Genomic DNA, 16560 nt, shown 5'->3' on the forward strand with positions numbered 1-16560 from the left:
AGGAACTCGTGTCGCAACTGGACGACGCGGCCTGGCAATTCGTCGGTCCCCTGCGCCTGAACGACGGCTTCGACCAACTCGCGCTGGACGAGCTGTGCAGGCGGATCGACCGGTTCGGGCATCGGTGGCGGACATCCGACGTCATCCCGAAATCGGCCGCCCTCATCCTCTCGGAGCTGTACCCGGCGATCAGCGCCTGCGCCGACCTCTACTCGGGGGACGAGCGCCGGAGGATGATCGAGGCCGCGGTGCGGGTCGGAGAAAGAGTCACCTACGCCTTGGACCCCACGGGCGAGCCCATGACGTGAGCCTCGCGCCGCACCGGCACCGGACACGACGAGCCCCGGGCCACCCGTCCGGGGCTCGCTCGGCATCCGGCCTAGACGACCCCCGCCGCCTTCCGCTCCTCCGCGGTCAACGGCGGTCCCGCCAAGGGGGGTTGCAGCGGGCCCACCGCCGCCGCCAGCAGCACACCCGGCGTCAGCAGCACCTGTGCCCCGCGCTCCAGGGACGTCACGTCGGTGACCCGGCGGGCGATACGGCCGTTACCCGTCGCGGTGTACATCAGCCGGCCGACGTAGGCGGACAGCAGCCGGTCCCGCACGGTGGGACCGGCTTCCGTCGCGCCGGGGTAGAACACGTCCTGGCCGAGGGCCAGGTCCCAGGCCGCACGCACCGGACGGGCGACCGCACGCTGCACGCGGCGTGCCAGCCCCGGTGTGCCCCAGCCGTGCCGTCGTATCACCTCGCGGAGCAGCACCGCGCTCTGCGCGGCGGCGGACAGGCCATGGCCGTACACCGGGTTGAACACGGCGAGCGCGTCGCCGAGCACGGTGAAGTTCTCGGGCCAGGCCGGCATGCGCTCGTAGAAGTGCCGGCGGTTGACCGTGGAGCGGGTGAGCGACACGTCGGACAGCGGCTCGGCGCGCTCCAGCAGCTCGCCCAGCAGCGGATGCCGCAGCTTCTCCCGGGCGAAGGGGATGAAGTCCTCGTCAGCGGCGGTGGGTTCGCCGCCCCGAGTGCCGGCGAGGGTGACGATCCAGCGGCCGTTCTCGATGGGGAGCAGGAAGCCCGAGCGGCCGGGACCCTCGCCCCGCGGATCGAGTTGCACGTTGACCACCGGGAAGCCCTCCCTCGCCGCTTCCGGGGCGAGGAAGAGCCGGCTCGCGTAGACCAGGCCCGGGTCGATCTCGCGGACCTGCGGCGCGGGCAGCCCGAGGTCCGCCAGCCAGCGCGGGGCCCGGGAGCCGCGCCCGGTGGCGTCGACCACCAGGCCGGCCGGGAGGGTGCGCTCGGCGCCGTCCCGGGTGCGGATCCGTACGCCGGTGACCGCGGCGCCGGTGCCGGTGAGGCCGAGCGCCTCGGTGCCGTCGGCGAGTTCGATCCGCTCGTCGGCGAGGACCTGAGCGCGGATCGTCGCGTCCAGCAGGTCCCGGCCGGCCAGGATCACATGGTGGGACTCCGGCCAGCGCCGGAACCAGCCCTGTGCGGACAGGGCCACCACGCCGGTCGTGAACGGGTGCCGGCGGCCCCCGGCGGCCTTCAGCGCGCCGGTGATCCCCGGCAGCAGTTCCTCCACGGCCCGCACGCCGCCCGACCACAGCATGTGGGCGTGCCGGGCCTGCGGCAGCCCCTTGCGGGGTTCGGGACCCTCGGGCAGGGTGTCGCGCTCGACGACGACGACCCGGTCGGCGGACTCGGCGAGCGCCCGGGCCGCGAGCATGCCGGTGTGGGATCCCCCGAGCACGACGGCTGTTCTGGCGGGGGAGGAGGGTTCACTCATGCGCGGGCACGCTCTCTGCCGGGGCGGCCGCGCGGGCGCGTACCGCCGTGATCTCGTGGGGGTGGCGGAGGGCCTGGGACACGGCCTGGATCTCCTGGAGCAGATACGCCGTGTCGGGTCCGGACGGGGAGCCGGTGCCGTCGGCCCGCGGCGGCCGCTCGCCGCCGGCCGCGTCCAGCAGCGTCACGGCGGCGGCGAGGGCCCTGGCCCGGCCGGGCTCGAAGCCGAGGGCGAGGGCGCCCCGGTACGACCGTTCGCGCAGGTCCTCGTCGAGGTGCCGGGAGAGTTGCAGCAGGGCGTCGCGGATGAAGGTCTCGCGGCGGATCAGGCGCAGTTCGGCGGGGGCGTGCGGGGCGAAGGGCTCGCGCTCGCCCGTGACGGTCCGCGTCAGCTGGTAGAGGGGGCGAAGAGCGCGGTGGCGCAACCGGACGTGCCAGCGCTCGTGCAGGTACTGGCCGACGTGCGGGACGATGAAGCCCACCGCGACCAGGGTGGCGGAGACGCACGCGCCGGCCGGTGCCACGTTGGTGCTCAGCCAGTCCAGGTCGTGGCCGGTCCACCGGGCCACGACGGCGGTGAGCTTGGCCGCGTCGAAGAACAGGTTCGTGGCGTAGCCGACGCCCAGCAGCCGCAGCCCCCAGCGCAGCCAGGCGTCGAGGCCGTCGGTGCGGATCCAGTTCCAGATCAGCCGGGCCGTGATCGAGCAGGCCACGGTGTGCGCGACGAGATAGAGCAGGATCTCCTCGCGCATGAAGGGGGTGTTGGCGTAGTACGTGTCCAGGTCCCGCAGCCGCTCCACGGGCACGTCCGCGAGTGCGAAGAGCACCCACAGGGCGACGACCACGCCCGCGTAGACGGCCACGACCCGGCGGGTCACCCGGCGGGTCCGGGCCGAGTCGGAGCGGCCGTTGCGCCAGGCGATGATCAGCAGCAGCCAGGACGCGCAGAGCGCGGTGAGCAGGGAGTACACCCAGGGCGCGGAGATGTTCGGCACCCCGGTGACCCGGTTGGTCCAGGCGATGGTCCGCGGGGCCGCGAAGACGAACACCGCGCAGGCGAACAGCAGCAGACCGCCGACGGCCCGCAGCATCGGGTCCCGCCACATCCTGATGATGCCGGGCAGCTTGATCACCAGGGCGGCGGTCAGGACGGCCGTGGGGATCCAGAAGGAGACGGAGACCTCGTCGAGGAGTCCGGAGAGACCGAGCGCCAGGGTCACCGCGTGGCTCCCCCCTTCTTCGACGCTCGCCTCGCCTCGTCGCGTCCGCGATAGCCCAGGGTCCGCTGTACGGGGCTGAGGGACCGTTGCACCGGGCCGAGAGGGGTGCCGGAGCCGGTGAGGTGGGGCCGGAACTGGGCGGCCAGGCGGTGCCCGAAGTCGTCCGCCTCGGCCTCGTCGGCCGCCCGGGAGCCATTGCGCGCGGCCACCGTCAGCGGCATGCCCCGCCAGCCGGGTGCGTCGGCGAGCGCCAGGGCCGCCGCGTCGCCGGCCGGCCGGGGGTGCCGGAGCCCGGTGTGCAGATGCCACAACTCGTGTCCCAGGATCACCAGTTGCTGCACGGCCTCGGCCCGCTCCTCCACGATCACCAGGTCGAAGTCGGCGAACTCCAGCCACAGCCCGGTGACCTCGATCTCGTCCGGGAAGCGCTCGAAGCGCACCTCGACCGGCCGTCCACCGCGCAGTCCGCTCATCTCCTCGCACAGCGCCCGGCACAACTCCCCTACGTCGCGGGGCGTTCCGGGCCGGGCGTGGACGGCGGCGGCGAGGTCGCCGGCCAGCTCGCGCATCGCCGAGCCCGGGCGGCCCCGCCGTAGCCGTGCGGCCAGGCGTGTCGCCTGCTCACGCGCGCCCGCGATGCCCATCGCCTCCCCTTCCGCTGGGCAGAGCCTACGCGGCCGGGCGTGTCCCCGTCATGGGATGCGGTGACCGTGGTCCAACAGAAAACCACCTATGAGCTTGTGTCCCACCCATTGACGCGGAAGCGCTTCGAATCTACGGTCCCGTTCGAAGTTACGAGCGTCATTCGAAATACCGAACAACGCCCGAACAATCGGGGACGGCGGGGCAAGGTATGGGACAACCTGGCCTGAATCGCAGGCAACTGCTGGGAGCAGCCGGGGGATTGGCGGTGGCCGCGAGCTTCGGCTTCGCCGCACTCGGCACCGGAGCCGACGCGCTCGCCTCCACCGCGCGCACCACGGCAAGGCGTTCAGCTCCGAGAAGACCGACACCTGGAACGCCATCGACCCTGCGGTCATCGGGGCCGGCGGCAGGCTGTGGATGGCGTTCGGCTCCTACTGGACCGGCATCCGCATGGTCGAACTCGACCCCGGGACCGGCAAGGCGATCCCCGGAGCCGAGGTCCGCCACCTGGCGACCCGCCCCGACGCCCCGTACGCGGTCGAGGGCGCGTCCCTCGTCCACCACGGCCGCTACTACTGCCTCTTCGCCTCGTACGACGCCTGCTGCGCCGGCGTGAACTCGACGTACAAGATCCGCGTGGGCCGTTCCACGTCGGTGACGGGCCCGTACACCGACAGCACGGGCAGGCCGATGCCGGAGGGCGGCGGCGACCTGTTCCCCGCCTCCCACGGCCGCTACATCGGCCCCGGCGGAGAGTCGGCGTTCCGCACGCACGGCACGACGTGGCTGGCGTACCACTACTACGACGCGGATGGCGACGGCACCCCGAAGCCCGGCCTGAACCAACTGAGCCGGCGTTCCGACTGGCCTGTTCCGAAGTGACCCGAAAGGACCCCATGAGCAAGCGCACCGCCCGCTTCACCCTCGACCCCGCCTTCACCGTCGGCCAGGTCAACGCCCGGATCTTCGGGTCCTTCGTGGAACACCTGGGCCGCTGCGTATACACCGGCATCTACGAACCGGACCACCCCACGGCGGACGCCCAGGGCCTGCGCACCGACGTCCTCGACCTCGTACGCGAACTCGGCGTCACCGCCGTCCGCTACCCCGGCGGCAACTTCGTCTCCGGCTACAGGTGGGAGGACTCGGTCGGCCCCGTGGAAGACCGCCCCCGCCGGCTCGACCTCGCCTGGCACTCCACCGAGACCAACCGTTTCGGACTGTCCGAGTACATCGCGTTCCTGAAGAAGCTCGGGCCCGAGGCCGAGCCGATGATGGCCGTCAACCTCGGCACCCGTGGCGTGGTCGAAGCCCTGGAACTCCAGGAGTACGCCAACCACCCCTTTGGCACCGCCCTCTCCGACCTCCGCGCGGCCCACGGCGACAAGGAGCCCTTCGGGATCAGGCTGTGGTGCCTCGGCAACGAGATGGACGGCCCCTGGCAGACGGGCCACAAGACGGCACAGGAGTACGGCCGGCTCGCCGCCGAGACCGCACGGGCCATGCGCCAGGCCGACCCGGGCGTCGAACTCGTCGCCTGCGGCTCCTCCAGCCAGGCGATGCCCACCTTCGCCGAGTGGGAGGCGACCGTCCTGCAGGAGGCGTACGACCTGGTCGACCACATCTCCCTGCACGCCTACTACGAGCCCACCGACGGCGATGTGGACTCCTTCCTCGCCTCGGCCGTCGACATGGAGTCCTTCATCGAGAACGTGGTCGCCACCGCCGACCACATCGGCGCGAAACTCAAGTCCACGAAGAAGATCAACCTCTCCTTCGACGAGTGGAACGTCTGGTACCTCTCCCGCTGGGAGGAGCAGGCGAAGACCTTCGACCAGTCGGACTGGCCCGAGGCGCCCCGGTTGCTGGAGGACAACTACAGCGTCACGGACGCCGTCGTCTTCGGCTCGCTCCTCATCGCCCTGCTCCGCACGCCGACCGCGTCACCGTCGCCTGCCTCGCCCAGCTGGTCAACGTGATCGCCCCGATCATGACCGAGCCGGGTGGCCCGGCCTGGCGGCAGACGACGTTCTTCCCGTTCGCGCAGGCGTCGAAGTACGGCCGGGGCGAGGTCCTCGACGTGCGCGTGGACTCGCCGACGTACGAGACGAAGAAGTACGGCGAGACGGACCTGCTGCACGCCACGGCCGTCCGCGCGGCCGACGGCACGGTCACGGTGTTCGCCGTCAACCGCAGCCGTACGGACGCCCTGCCGCTCGAAGTCGCCCTGAACGGACTGGAGTTGGCGACCGTCACCGAGCACAGCGCGCTCGCGGACGCCGACCCCGACGCCCGCAACACCCTCGACGAGCCCGAGCGGGTCGTCCCGCACCCGGTCGAGGGCACCGCCCTGGCGGGCGGCACCCTCACCGCCGTACTGGAACCGCTGTCCTGGAACGTGATCAGGCTGGCGTGACCTGAACGACGTGACCAGAACGACGTGATCAGACCGGCGTGATCAGACCGGCGTGACCGGCAGTCCGCCGCTTGTCCTGCCGAGCAGCGTCAGGCCCACCCGGCCCGGCCCCGACAGCGTGGTGAACTCCGAAAGGACCGCCAGCGCGAGGGTGTTCGTACCCCGGGTGCGCAGGACGCCGTTCGGCAGGACGAAGGTGTGCTGCGGACCCACGTTGTTGATGTACTGGCCCATGTTCCAGCCGTTGAGGAAGATCTGGGCCCGGTAGGCGCGGTACGGGTCGTCCTCCAGGGTCAGGCCGATCGAGGCGTCGATGTCGGCCGGCACCGACAGCCGGAAGCTCGTCCGGTACCAGGTCACGCCCTGGTACCGGGCGGCGCACGGAAAGGCCGCCCGCTCCCAGTCGTCGTCCCGGAAGCCGGGCAGATGCCAGCCCTCCCGCTCGCCGTACAGGCCGCCGTTGTTCATCGGGCCGCGCACGGGGTCGGGGGCTCCCGCGCCCTGGATCCGCCAGCTCACGCTCGGCGAGGCGCCCTTGAAGGCCGCCGCCGTCAGTCCGCGCGCCACCTTGTGGGTGTCGAGCCCCTTGCCGTCCTGGTCGTGCTGCATGCGCCGCACGAGGACCGACAGCACATGCCGGCCGGGAGAGCGCAGCCGCTCGCGGACGGGGAAGACGGCCGTGTCCGCCCAACTTCCCTTCCGCACGGTGGTGTTCTTGCCGGGCACCGGCATCCGGTGGGTGCCCAGCGGCTCGCCGTCCAGCCAGGCCATCAACAGGCCCTGTGTGCCGGTGCTGTAGGCGAGCGAGACCTCCTGAAGGCCGGTGGCGTCGGTGAAGGAGCCGCGGTACCAGACGTCCCCGTAGTGGAAGCCGTAGTCGTCGGCGAAGAGCACCGGCTGACCATCGGGCACCGGCGTGGTGCTGAACGACGACCTCTTGTCGGCGGTCTTCCAGCCCGAGTCGTCGAAGCCGGGTCCGGCCTCCGGGTTCTCCGTGCGCATCCGCCAGCCGCCCAGCTCGGGCAGCTTCACCTCGGGGACGGCGGGCAGCAGAGAGGTAGTCATCAGGCTGCCGGACACGGTGGTCCGGGTGGGCAGCGTGCGGCCGTTCCACACCAGGGCGTCGATCCCGCGCGGTCCCCACACCTCGATGGTGGTCGTCTCGCCGACGTCACCGGTCAGGTGTACCTCGGTTCCGCGCAGTTCGGCGTGGCGCAGTAGCTCCGGGCCGTACACCAGCAGGGCCCCGGACGGGGTGTCGTACGGGAACAGGCGCACGACGGTGGCGTCGTCGGCGAAGAGCAGCAGCAGCGGGGTCTCGCTCTCGCCCTTCTGCACCAGCACCCGGGTCAGCCCGCCCTCGCCGAGCGGGACGTTCACATGCAGCGAGTCGTCGTCGAGGACCCAGGCGGCCTCCGGGTCGAGCCGCATGACGTTCGGCTCGGCCGGGCAGTTCAGCACCAGTTCGGCCATCTCGTCGCGGCGCCCCGAGAACAGCGCGATGTCCTGCCGGCCGGCCGTCAGGCACAGCACCGGCTCGGCGGTGGAGTACCTCAGCGTCCGCTTGCCCAGCTTCAGCCCGGTCGTGAGCAGCTTGGCGTCCTTGCCGGGCACGGTGACGCGCACCCGGCCCGCGTCGGTCGGCAGATCGGTGGTGACCGCCTCCGTGCCGTCGTTGCGGGCGACATAGACGTGGGCGCCGGTGTCGGGGTTGGTCAGGTGGTAGACCTTCAGCCCCGCGGCCTTCACGTCCGCCGCCCGGTCCAGCTTGGCGAAGTCGGGCACGCGCTGGAGCAGGTGCCCGAGCTGGTGCATCGGCGCGATCTTGGCGGTGACGTTGCGCCCCTCGTCGATGGCGGCGCCGTAGTCGTACGACGTGTAGACGACCGGCGCGGGCAGCCAGCCCCAGGAGGTCCCGCCGAAGGTCATGTAGACGTTGTGCAGGGTGAGCCCGTTGGCGAGGTTGGTCAGATAGAACCGGCGCTCGTACGCGGCGTCCCGGGTGCGCCGGGACTCGGCGTACCCCTTGCCGTCGAACCAGGCCCCGCCCCACGGGTCGAACCAGCCGCCGCCGAACTCGGGCACGAACCCGGGCGTGGACGGCGAGGCACTGGACCCGCCCTTCGCCCCGCCGGGCCCGAACGTCCCCCAGTCCGGCGGGGTCTGCGACGGCGACGGATAGCCGTCGAAGCCGTACAGCCAGCCGCCCTTCTCACCGCCGGTGCCGAACGAGCCGGGCACCCAGTACCCGTTCCTGCCCTTGTCGTTGTGGAACAGCGGGACGTCGATGCCGTCCGCCCGCACCTTCTTGTACAGATGGGACATATAGGCCCGGCCGGTGGGGTCGCCGGCGTGGGCGTCGTACTCGTTCTCGATCTGGTACAGCAGGATCGTGCCGCTGCCCTGGGTGAACAGATGCCGGCGGGCGATCCGGTTCACCTGGGTCAGCCACTCGTCGACGTACGACAGATAGGCCGGGTCGTCGGTCCGGGCCGTCCCCTTCGTCGCCGTCAGCCAGCCGGGGAAGCCGCCGCCGTCCACCTCGGCGTTGATGTACGGGCCGGGCCGCAGGATGACGTACAGGCCCGTCTCGGCGGCCGTGCGCAGGAACAGGTCCAGGTCCCGGACGCCGGTGAAGTCGTAGTGGCCGGGCGCGGGGGAGTGGTAGTTCCAGGCCACGTAGATGCTCACGGCGTTGTACCCGTGGGCCCGCATCTTCTGCAGCACGTCCCGCCACAGGGAGGGACTGGGCAGCCGGAAGGGATGCATCTCGCCGGACCACACCACCAGCCGCCTGCCGTCCACGAGCAGCGAGTAGCGGTCGTAGCCGATGGTGTGCCGGTGGCCGTCGGCGCTCGGCGGGGCGGGTGCCGGGCCGGTCGGCACACTGCGCGCCGCGTACGCCGAGGGCGCCCCGGGGCCGCCGCTGCCGCCCAGGGCGAGCCCGAGCGCGGTCGAGCCGGCCAGGGCACTGAAAGTACGTCTGCTGAGCGCCAAGGTGGATCCTCCCGGGCGATCTTACGGGGCGCGGGTGCAGGCCATTCTCCATGCGGCGACGCCTCACAATGGATCCATGAGGATCTCGGCGCGGGCGGATTACGCGGTACGGGCGGTACTGGAACTGGCCGTACGGCAGGGTAACGGCCCGGTGAAGGCGGAGGAAATCGCCGCCGCCCAGGGCATCCCGCACAAGTTCCTGGAAGGGATCCTGGGCGACCTGAGGCGGGGCGGGATCGTGGACAGCAGGCGGGGCGGAGGCGGCGGGTACCGGCTGGCGCGGGACGCGGCCGAGGTCACGGTCGCCGACGTGATCCGCGCGGTGGACGGCCCGATCGTCTCGGTGCGCGGCGAACGCCCGACGGGCCTCGCCTACACCGGCACCGCGCAGCCCCTCCTTCCGCTGTGGATCGCGCTGCGCGCCAACGTCCGCCGGATCCTGGAGGGCGTCACCCTCGCCGACCTCGCGGCGGACGCGCTGCCGGAGCCCGTCCGGGCGCTGGCGGCGGAACCGGCGGCCTGGGAGAACCCGTAAGGGCGGGTGTGAACGGCCGGTTGTGAATGGCCGGAGTTGCCCCTCCCGGGGATGACGGGGGCTTCCTACGATGCGGAACGCTTCACAGGTTCCACACAGACCCCCCACACCCGACCCCAGGAGAAACGATGGCTGGTGGACTCCTCCTCGGCGGCGCCGTAGCCGCCCTCCTCACCACCGCGCTACCCGCTCAGTCCTCGTCGCCGGTGTTCGACGACCCGCCCCCGGACAAGATCGTCATCGACGTGGCGACGGTGAACGGCTCGGGCTGTCCCGCGGGTACGGCCGCGGTGGCCGTCTCGCCGGACAACACCGCGTTCACGGTGACCTACAGCGAGTACCTGGCCCAGGCCGGCGGCAGCTCCGACCCCACGGCCTTCCGCAAGAACTGCCAGCTCAACCTGGTGGTGCACGTCCCCCAGGGCTTCACCTACGCGATAGCCAGCGCCGACTACCGCGGCTTCCTCTCGCTCCAGCCCGGCGCGAGCGCCACGCAGAAGGCCTCCTACTACTTCCAGGGCTCCTCGCAGACCGTGCCCAAGACCCACCCCTTCAACGGCGCCTACAACGACGACTGGCAGGCCACCGACAGCACCGACTGGGCCCAACTGGTCTGGGCGCCCTGCGGGGTACTGCGCAACTTCAACATCAACACCGAACTGCGGGTGAACGCCGGAACCCAGTCCCCGGGCAAGGTCAGCTTCATGACCATGGACTCCACGGACGGGGACATCAGCACGGTGTACCACCTGGCGTGGAAGGAGTGCCCGGCTTCCTGACGTGCGGGTGGGGGTGGCCCGCGCCCCGGGCCACCCCTTCTCGCGTGAGCGAGCGGGTGCGGGTGAGCCCTCGGTACCTGCACTGACCCGCGGGCCACTGGGCGCGCCCGCGCGTATGCGTGACGAAGTGGGTCCAGGCGGTGGGGGAGAGCGCCCGCCTCGCCCGTCACCTCGCCCTGAACCAGCTGCAGGAATGGGGCGTCCCGCCCGGCAGCGACGCCTCCGACGCGGTCGCGGTGATCGTCACCGAGCTCGCCGCCAACGCCGTCACCCACGGCCGCGTCCCGGGGCGGGACTTCGAGCTGCGGCTGCCCTCGTCACCGGCAGCGTCCGCGTCGAGGTCACCGACACTCGCGCCGAACTGCGTCCGCCCGCCCCCGGAGCCGTACGGACTCCGCGGCCCCTCGGCGAGGACGGCCGCGGCCTCGCACTCGTCGACGCACTCGCCGACCGCTGGGAGGTGACGGACCGCCATCCGGCGCCCGGCAAGACCGTCCGTGCCGAGGTGGATCTGGTACGAGGTCACGGCGAGAAGTGAGCCAGCGCGGTCTCGAGAGTGTCGTGCTGCCGTGGCCAGTCGCTCGCGGGTCCCGCCACCAGCACCGCGTACTGCTCGCCGGTGTCGGTTGCGAAGGCGTGGTCGACGACCTGGCGGCGGGTGCCGTCCGGGCGGTCGTAGGCGTACACCAGCTCGGCCGCGGGCTCGCCCGAGTCCTGGGACACGTCCTGGAGGCTGAGCTGTTTGTAGTTCTTGTTGTTCTTGGCGAGGTTGCGGGAGGTTTCGGCCAGTGCCGCGCGGGGGGTGATGTCCGGCTCCGTGATGGCGAAGACCTGCAGCAGACTGCGACCGTCGGGGGAGTTGTAGAAGACACCGTTCGACTTCTCCTCCCGCTGCCAGCCGTCCGGTACCGCGATGGTGAAGCCGGCGGTGTCCTCCTGGAGGACGTACCCGGGCGGAACCTCGGTAGCTGACGGCGAGTCGGCGGACCGGGCGCCGACCGTGTCCGTGTCCGTGGGCAGGTCGCTGCCCGTCGATCCGCCGAGCGCGCCGCTGCCCGAGGTCGCGGTCTCGGGCGCGCTGACCACGGACGCCGGGCCGGGCCCGGCACCGCCATGCCCCCCGTCGTCCCGCAGTGCCAGCACGCCTCCGGCGATCCCGCCCGACACCGCGGCGACCGTTGCGGCGGCGACGAGGGCCGTCGTGCGCCGCGATCGACGCGTGGGCGCGGGCGGAGACGTCACCGCGTAGGCGAGGTCGTACGGCTCCTCCACGGGTTGCGAGGGGTCGTACGCCGGTACCGGTGGTGGCGGTGGCGTCGGCGGGAGCGGTGTCCCGGCCTCGCCCGCCGTCTCCCAGCGCTGTGTCTCGTCGTTCCAGCGGATGCCGCTGTCCCCCGAAGCCCCGCTCATCTCACCGTCACCCTCCCAGCAGTGCGCTGACGGCCTGTGCGACCGCCGCCCCCGAGGCCGCCATGCCGACCGCCGTGGCCGCGTCCTGCAGCGCGGTGCGCAGTCCGGCCAGCCGCCCCGGGCTCGCCTGACCGGTGTTCTGGATCTCGTCCCGCGTGCCGGTGAGCTGTCTGGTCAGCTCTTCCGTCTGCGGGGTGCTGACGAACGCCCTCAGCTCCTCGCGCAACTTCCCCACCGCTTGAAGCAGTTCCCGCTGCTCGGTGCTCAGCGGCTGCTGCGGGCCCTCGTAGTTGTTCGCCACGCTGCCCTGGCCGAAGGCGAAGGCCCCCTTCGCCGTACCGATGTTGATGTTCTGCGTGCCGCCGCTCGTCGGCTGCTCATTCATTGCCACCCTCCATCCCTCCCGAGCGCCCCGCTTCCCGGTTGTTGGCCACACTGCCGGGCCCCATGGCGAAGGCGCCGCTCGCCTGCTCGATGAGCACTCCGCCGTTGCTGATGTTGACGATCTTCTGCTCGAACTCCTCGGTCTGCCAGCCCGCTTCGCGCAGCGCCTGGCGCACCCCGTTGGCCACCCGGTCCTGAATGGACTTCAGGTAGCGCTGATGGTCCATCTCCTGGAAAAGTGATGCCTCGTCGTCCGAGCCCAGTTCGCGCACCGAGAGCGCCGGGCCGTCCGGCATCGCCCTGCCGATCCCGCGGGACGCCAGCCGGGCCAGCAGGGTGAGCGTCTGCCAGACGGTGACCACGGACTGGCCGGCCGAGTGCGGCATCCGGGTCAGCGCCCACACCGCCTTGCCGAGCGGGTTGGCGTGCAGGTAGTCGTGGGCCACTCGGTAGGCGTCCCGGAACAGCGGCCGTACCGGGCGCAACACGTGCGGCACGATCTCCAGCATCAGCATGCCGCCCTGGGTGTGCACCCGGACGAAGACGGTGGTGACCAGCTCCTCCTCCCAGCCGCCGACCTGCACCCGCAGGAAGTGGCGCCGGGTCTCGCCGCCCTCCTCGACCGCGCGGGCGCGGTGCTGCTCGAACTGCCCGCGGCCGTAGGGCGCGTGCTGTCTGCTGGGCAGCCCGTCCACCGGGAGGAAGACGCATTCGTCGATCTGCAGCTGACGCAGCCGGTCCCGTACGGCGGCCGCGGCCTCGGGGGTGCGGGCGGTGGCGGGCACCCGCAGCGCCTGCAGCAGGGGCTTGATCCGGTCGAGGATCGTCTGGTTGTCCAACGGGTCGGGCGGGTTCGCGCGATCCGTACGCGGCCGCAGTTCCACGGAGAGGGACCAGGTGTCGTACGGCCTGCCCGCCCCGCAGAACGGCTGGTCCGCCCGGTACAGCACCAGCGGTTCGTGCTGCTCGACCCGGATGCGGTCGCGTAGACGGTGGAAGCGGCTGCCCTCGGTGGCCCGCTCGGCCGGGTCGGCGCGGGCGTCGGGGAACCTGGTCCGCGACAGCTCACCGGTCAGCGCACGGGAGACCTGGTGGCGCTCGAAGCCGACGGCCAGCGCCATCACCAGGGGGAAGGCCAGCGCGATGCAGCCTTGGAGGCGGCCGGTCTGGTAGACGCCGTAGATGCCGTCGGTGAAGACCAGCCGGGGGATCACCAGGAGGTTCCAGAAATCGCTGGCCTCCTGCAGCAGGTCGGCGTCCTTCGTGGCGATGGCGTACGGGGTCAGCAGCGCGAAGAGAAAGGACAGCCGCGCGTACCAGCGCATGTACCAGGCCAGATAGCGCCGGTACCAGACGGGTCGTGGGGCGGATCCGCGCACCCTGCCGGCCAGGTACATCAGCACCACCGGCATCAGGAACATCAGGCTCAGCCGGTTGGTGAGCGGCCAGCTGACGCCCCACAGCATCAGAATCCCCACCGCCCAGCCCAGATACATACGCTGGGCGCGCAGCGCGTGGGCCAGCACGCGGGCGGCGTCGAAGCCGAACGAGGGGGCGACGACGCGTTCCTCGTGGACGTACAACTCCTCGATGACCGCGTGCCGGTAGGCCTCGTCGAGGTAGGTGCCGGCGCACAGCAGCCGGGTCGCCTCGCTGGCGTGCGGCGGGGTGCGTCCGACGGCGGCTCCGGACGGCGTGGACCGTCCGTCCGACGGCTCCGGCTGCTGTGGCACCAAGGTCTGCTGCGTCACTGTCTCGTCCCCCGAGGCGTTCGGCCCTACATGCTCAGTGAGTTGACGGGCCAACATCCAAGCATAAGGAGTGACGGGGCGATTACCGAGGGGATAAAAGGTGCGGATAGTGCGGCCGCGGCGAGGGCGTGCCACTGTGCGAACCATTGACGCGCAAGTTGTTCGATTCTACGGTCCCGTCCGAAGCTGCGATCGACGTTCGGGATACCGAACGACAGCTCAACTCCCCCCACCGCCAGGAGGCGGCGTCGGCCTACCCCAACCCCGGCACGGTCACCGGCGGCACCGTCGTCCACGACCCGACGATGATCCGCACCTCGTCCGGCCGCTATCTGCTCTACTCCACGGGCGGCGGCCTGGCGTACAAGACCTCGACCGACCGGATCGCGTTCACGGCTGGCAGCGACGCCTTCTCCACCAAGCCGAGCTGGTGGTCCTCGTACGCTACCGATGCCTGGGCGCCGGACATCTCGTACCACGGCGGGAAGTACCTGATGTACTACGCGGTCTCGACCTTCGGCTCCAACAAGTCTGCGATAGGACTGGCCGGTTCGAGCACCGGCCTGCCCGGCTCCTGGACCGACGTCGCCTCCCGCCCGACCGGCAGCAAGGCGATCGAGGCGCCGTACCTCGTCAAGCGGGGCGGCTAGGTGGGCCGGGCGACCTCCGTGACCGGGCCGTACTACGACAAGAGCGGTGTCGCGATGATGCAGAGCGGGGGGACGCCGGTGCTGGAGTCCCACGGCAGCGTCATCGGCCCCGGCGGCGAGTCCGTCATGGACGACACCGACGGCGACCTGATCGTCTACCACTACTACGACGGCAACGACAACGGCACACCCGAGCAGGGCATCAACTTGCCGGACTGGAGCAGCGGGTGGCCGGTCGCCCACTGATGCCGGGACGACGGCGCGTAGGCGCTCAGGCCCCCGCGGCGTTCGGCCAGCTCTGCGCATTGGGCCACCCCGTGGCCGGGGCCGGGGTCAGGTCGGTCGCCGGTGCCGTCATGCCGCGCACCTGGGCTGCCGTGAGGCCGCCGCGCGCCGGGACGCCGGGGGGAGTGGGGGCGACAGCGACAGCCGCGGCGGGCGCCGGTGCCGGGACGGGCGCCGGGGCCGGGACGGGTGGTGCAGGCGCCGGTACCGGCTGCGGTACCGGCGCCATCGGCTGCTGGGCCGGAGCCGGCATGGGCTGAGCCACCGCGGGCAGGGGCTGCGATGCCGCCGGCAGCGGCGCGGGCGTCGGCTGAGGCGCCGCAGGCAAGGGCTGGGCGGCCGCAACCGCCGGCTGAGGCGCCGCGGGCATCGGCTGAGGCGCCGCGGGCACCCGCATACCGCTGCCGTTGGTCTCGCTGACCAGCCGGTCCACCGCCGCCGTACCCGAGCTGTAGCTGGTCCCGGTGCCCAGCTCGGGTACGGCGGCTCCCCTCCTGGACCCGTAGAGCACCTGCTCCAGGCCGGACACCAGGCGACGCACGTCGACCTGGGGGCGCACCACGAGTCTCAGGAAGCGGCTGGAGGAGCCGATCTTGTTGCCGCACTCGCGGACCAGGATCCGGTGCTCGGTGAGCATCCGGTCCCGGACCACCGTGCCCTCGGCGCCGACGGGGAGGCGGACGAAGAGGAAGTTCCCCTGGGAGGGGTAGACCGTCAGACCGGGCAGCGCTGACAGGTGGCTGGCCATCTCCAGACGGTCGCGGCGGACCTGCTGCAGGCTCTGGGCGTACTCGGGGCCGTGCTCCTTGAGCATGAACACCACGTGCTCGGCGAAGGAGTTGAGGTTCCACTTCGGGAGCATCCCGCGCACCTTCCCCGCGAGCGCCGGGTTGGCGACCAGGTAGCCGAAGCGGATGCCGTGCAGTCCGAAGTTCTTGCCGAGGCTGCGCAGTACCACGACGTTGGGGCGGAGCATGGCCTCCTGCACGACGCTCGGCTCGGCCTCCGCGTCGGCGAACTCCAGGAAGGACTCGTCGACGATCACCAGGTCCAGGTCGGCCATCGCGTCCATGAACTGCACCACCTGCTGCTTGCGCAGATAGCCGCCGTCGGGGTTGTTGGGGTTGCAGATCACCGCCACCCGCGTGCCCCGGGCGCGGATGAAGTCCGCGTACTGGGCCAGGTCCAGCGCGAAGCCGCTCGCCTCCTGGAGCGGGAACATGTCGACCCGCTTGCCGGTCTCCATCGGCTGGTCGGTCCATCGGCCGAAGGTCGGGACGGGGACCGCGAGGGACTCGCGGACCAGGAGGTGGTCGATCCAGGTGATCAGCTCGGTGGAGCCGTTGCCCATCGCCACGCACTGCGGCGGCAGCTGCAGGAGGCCGCACAGCTCGGCGGTGATGGTGTCGGCGCTGCTCGGGTAGTACGTGATGATCTCGCGCAGCCGGGCCGCCAGCTCGTCGTACATGGCCGGGGTGGGGAAGTACGGGTTGCACGGGATGCAGAAGTCCACCGGGCCGGTTCCATCGCCGCCCTCCCGCGTCAGCGCCGCCATGGAGGGGCTGTGCGCGACGGTGCCGCGGAACAACGAGGTGACGTTGCCGGCCAAAGGGACCTCCGTTTCCGGGTGGCCCGTGCGGGGGAGCACGGGCCACCCTTGGATACGGAGGTGACGGCAGTGGCGTTCAACTCGCCCGTGGCGTGAG

General features: G+C 71.5%; 12 protein-coding genes and 4 pseudogenes. 8 read left to right on the plus strand and 8 right to left on the minus strand.

Annotation, left to right across the window (positions count from 1 at the left end; translation table 11 throughout):
* The first annotated feature begins 8 nt into the window (after positions 1-8).
* Complete coding sequence (locus ACIBJF_RS12370) at positions 9-308, plus strand: hypothetical protein (RefSeq protein WP_399173643.1); 300 nt, start codon at positions 9-11, stop codon at positions 306-308.
* Positions 309-379: 71 nt separating this feature from the next.
* Here the strand turns inward: ACIBJF_RS12370 and ACIBJF_RS12375 are convergent, their stop codons facing one another.
* Genes ACIBJF_RS12375 through ACIBJF_RS12385 form a run of 3 tightly spaced genes read right to left on the minus strand, consistent with a single transcriptional unit; the run spans position 380 to position 3646 of the window.
* Positions 380-1783 (minus strand): FAD-dependent oxidoreductase, encoded by a 1404-nt coding sequence (locus tag ACIBJF_RS12375; protein ID WP_399173644.1) that lies wholly within the window; start codon positions 1781-1783, stop codon positions 380-382.
* Positions 1776-3002 carry an MAB_1171c family putative transporter gene (locus ACIBJF_RS12380; RefSeq protein ID WP_399173646.1) on the minus strand — a complete coding sequence of 409 codons (1227 nt, stop codon included), beginning with the start codon at positions 3000-3002 and terminating at the stop codon, positions 1776-1778. The genes ACIBJF_RS12375 and ACIBJF_RS12380 overlap by 8 nt, the downstream gene beginning before the upstream one ends.
* Positions 2999-3646, minus strand: coding sequence for a toxin-antitoxin system, toxin component family protein (locus ACIBJF_RS12385; RefSeq protein WP_399173648.1), 648 nt, complete (start codon positions 3644-3646; stop codon positions 2999-3001). The genes ACIBJF_RS12380 and ACIBJF_RS12385 overlap by 4 nt, the downstream gene beginning before the upstream one ends.
* A 209-nt stretch (positions 3647-3855) precedes the next feature.
* Between ACIBJF_RS12385 and ACIBJF_RS12390 the strand changes: the two are divergent.
* The 3 genes and pseudogenes from ACIBJF_RS12390 to ACIBJF_RS12400 form a co-directional block, all read left to right on the plus strand.
* Positions 3856-3990, plus strand: a pseudogene (locus tag ACIBJF_RS12390) (sugar transporter); the annotation flags it as partial.
* 74 nt (positions 3991-4064) lie between these two features.
* Complete coding sequence (locus ACIBJF_RS12395) at positions 4065-4529, plus strand: arabinan endo-1,5-alpha-L-arabinosidase (protein WP_399173649.1); 465 nt, start codon at positions 4065-4067, stop codon at positions 4527-4529.
* A 14-nt stretch (positions 4530-4543) separates the two neighbouring features.
* A pseudogene (locus ACIBJF_RS12400) lies at positions 4544-6063 on the plus strand (alpha-N-arabinofuranosidase).
* A 42-nt stretch (positions 6064-6105) separates the two neighbouring features.
* Here ACIBJF_RS12400 and ACIBJF_RS12405 read toward each other — a convergent pair.
* Positions 6106-9060: a beta-galactosidase gene (locus ACIBJF_RS12405; protein ID WP_399173650.1), complete on the minus strand. Its 2955-nt coding sequence runs from the start codon at positions 9058-9060 to the stop codon at positions 6106-6108.
* 76 nt (positions 9061-9136) lie between these two features.
* Here ACIBJF_RS12405 and ACIBJF_RS12410 point away from each other — a divergent pair, with 76 nt between their 5' ends.
* From ACIBJF_RS12410 to ACIBJF_RS12420, 3 genes and pseudogenes are all read left to right on the plus strand, one after another.
* On the plus strand, positions 9137-9595 hold the full coding sequence (locus tag ACIBJF_RS12410; protein ID WP_356302865.1) for an Rrf2 family transcriptional regulator: 459 nt from the start codon (positions 9137-9139) through the stop codon (positions 9593-9595).
* Between the two features lie 128 nt (positions 9596-9723).
* Positions 9724-10374, plus strand: coding sequence for a DUF4360 domain-containing protein (locus tag ACIBJF_RS12415; protein WP_399173651.1), 651 nt, complete (start codon positions 9724-9726; stop codon positions 10372-10374).
* A gap of 119 nt (positions 10375-10493) precedes the next feature.
* Positions 10494-10912, plus strand: a pseudogene (locus ACIBJF_RS12420) (ATP-binding protein).
* On the opposite strand, the gene ACIBJF_RS12425 reads toward ACIBJF_RS12420, so the two are convergent.
* The 3 genes from ACIBJF_RS12425 to ACIBJF_RS12435 are packed head-to-tail and all read right to left on the minus strand — an operon-like array spanning position 10897 to position 13919.
* On the minus strand, positions 10897-11784 hold the full coding sequence (locus ACIBJF_RS12425) for a hypothetical protein (RefSeq protein ID WP_399173652.1): 888 nt from the start codon (positions 11782-11784) through the stop codon (positions 10897-10899). The pseudogene ACIBJF_RS12420 and the gene ACIBJF_RS12425 overlap by 16 nt on opposite strands.
* A gap of 7 nt (positions 11785-11791) precedes the next feature.
* Positions 11792-12169 (minus strand): hypothetical protein, encoded by a 378-nt coding sequence (locus ACIBJF_RS12430; protein ID WP_399173653.1) that lies wholly within the window; start codon positions 12167-12169, stop codon positions 11792-11794.
* Positions 12162-13919 carry a hypothetical protein gene (locus tag ACIBJF_RS12435; protein WP_399173654.1) on the minus strand — a complete coding sequence of 586 codons (1758 nt, stop codon included), beginning with the start codon at positions 13917-13919 and terminating at the stop codon, positions 12162-12164. The genes ACIBJF_RS12430 and ACIBJF_RS12435 overlap by 8 nt, the downstream gene beginning before the upstream one ends.
* Before the next feature lie 191 nt (positions 13920-14110).
* Between ACIBJF_RS12435 and ACIBJF_RS12440 the strand changes: the two are divergent.
* Positions 14111-14815 (plus strand): annotated as a pseudogene (locus ACIBJF_RS12440) (arabinan endo-1,5-alpha-L-arabinosidase).
* 25 nt (positions 14816-14840) lie between these two features.
* On the opposite strand, the gene ACIBJF_RS12445 reads toward ACIBJF_RS12440, so the two are convergent.
* Entirely contained in the window at positions 14841-16463 is a 1623-nt protein-coding gene (locus ACIBJF_RS12445; protein WP_399173655.1) for a pyridoxal phosphate-dependent aminotransferase, read from the minus strand.
* Positions 16464-16560 lie beyond the last annotated feature (97 nt).

The organism is Streptomyces sp. NPDC050743 (assembly GCF_044456925.1).
Classification (GTDB): domain Bacteria; phylum Actinomycetota; class Actinomycetes; order Streptomycetales; family Streptomycetaceae; genus Streptomyces.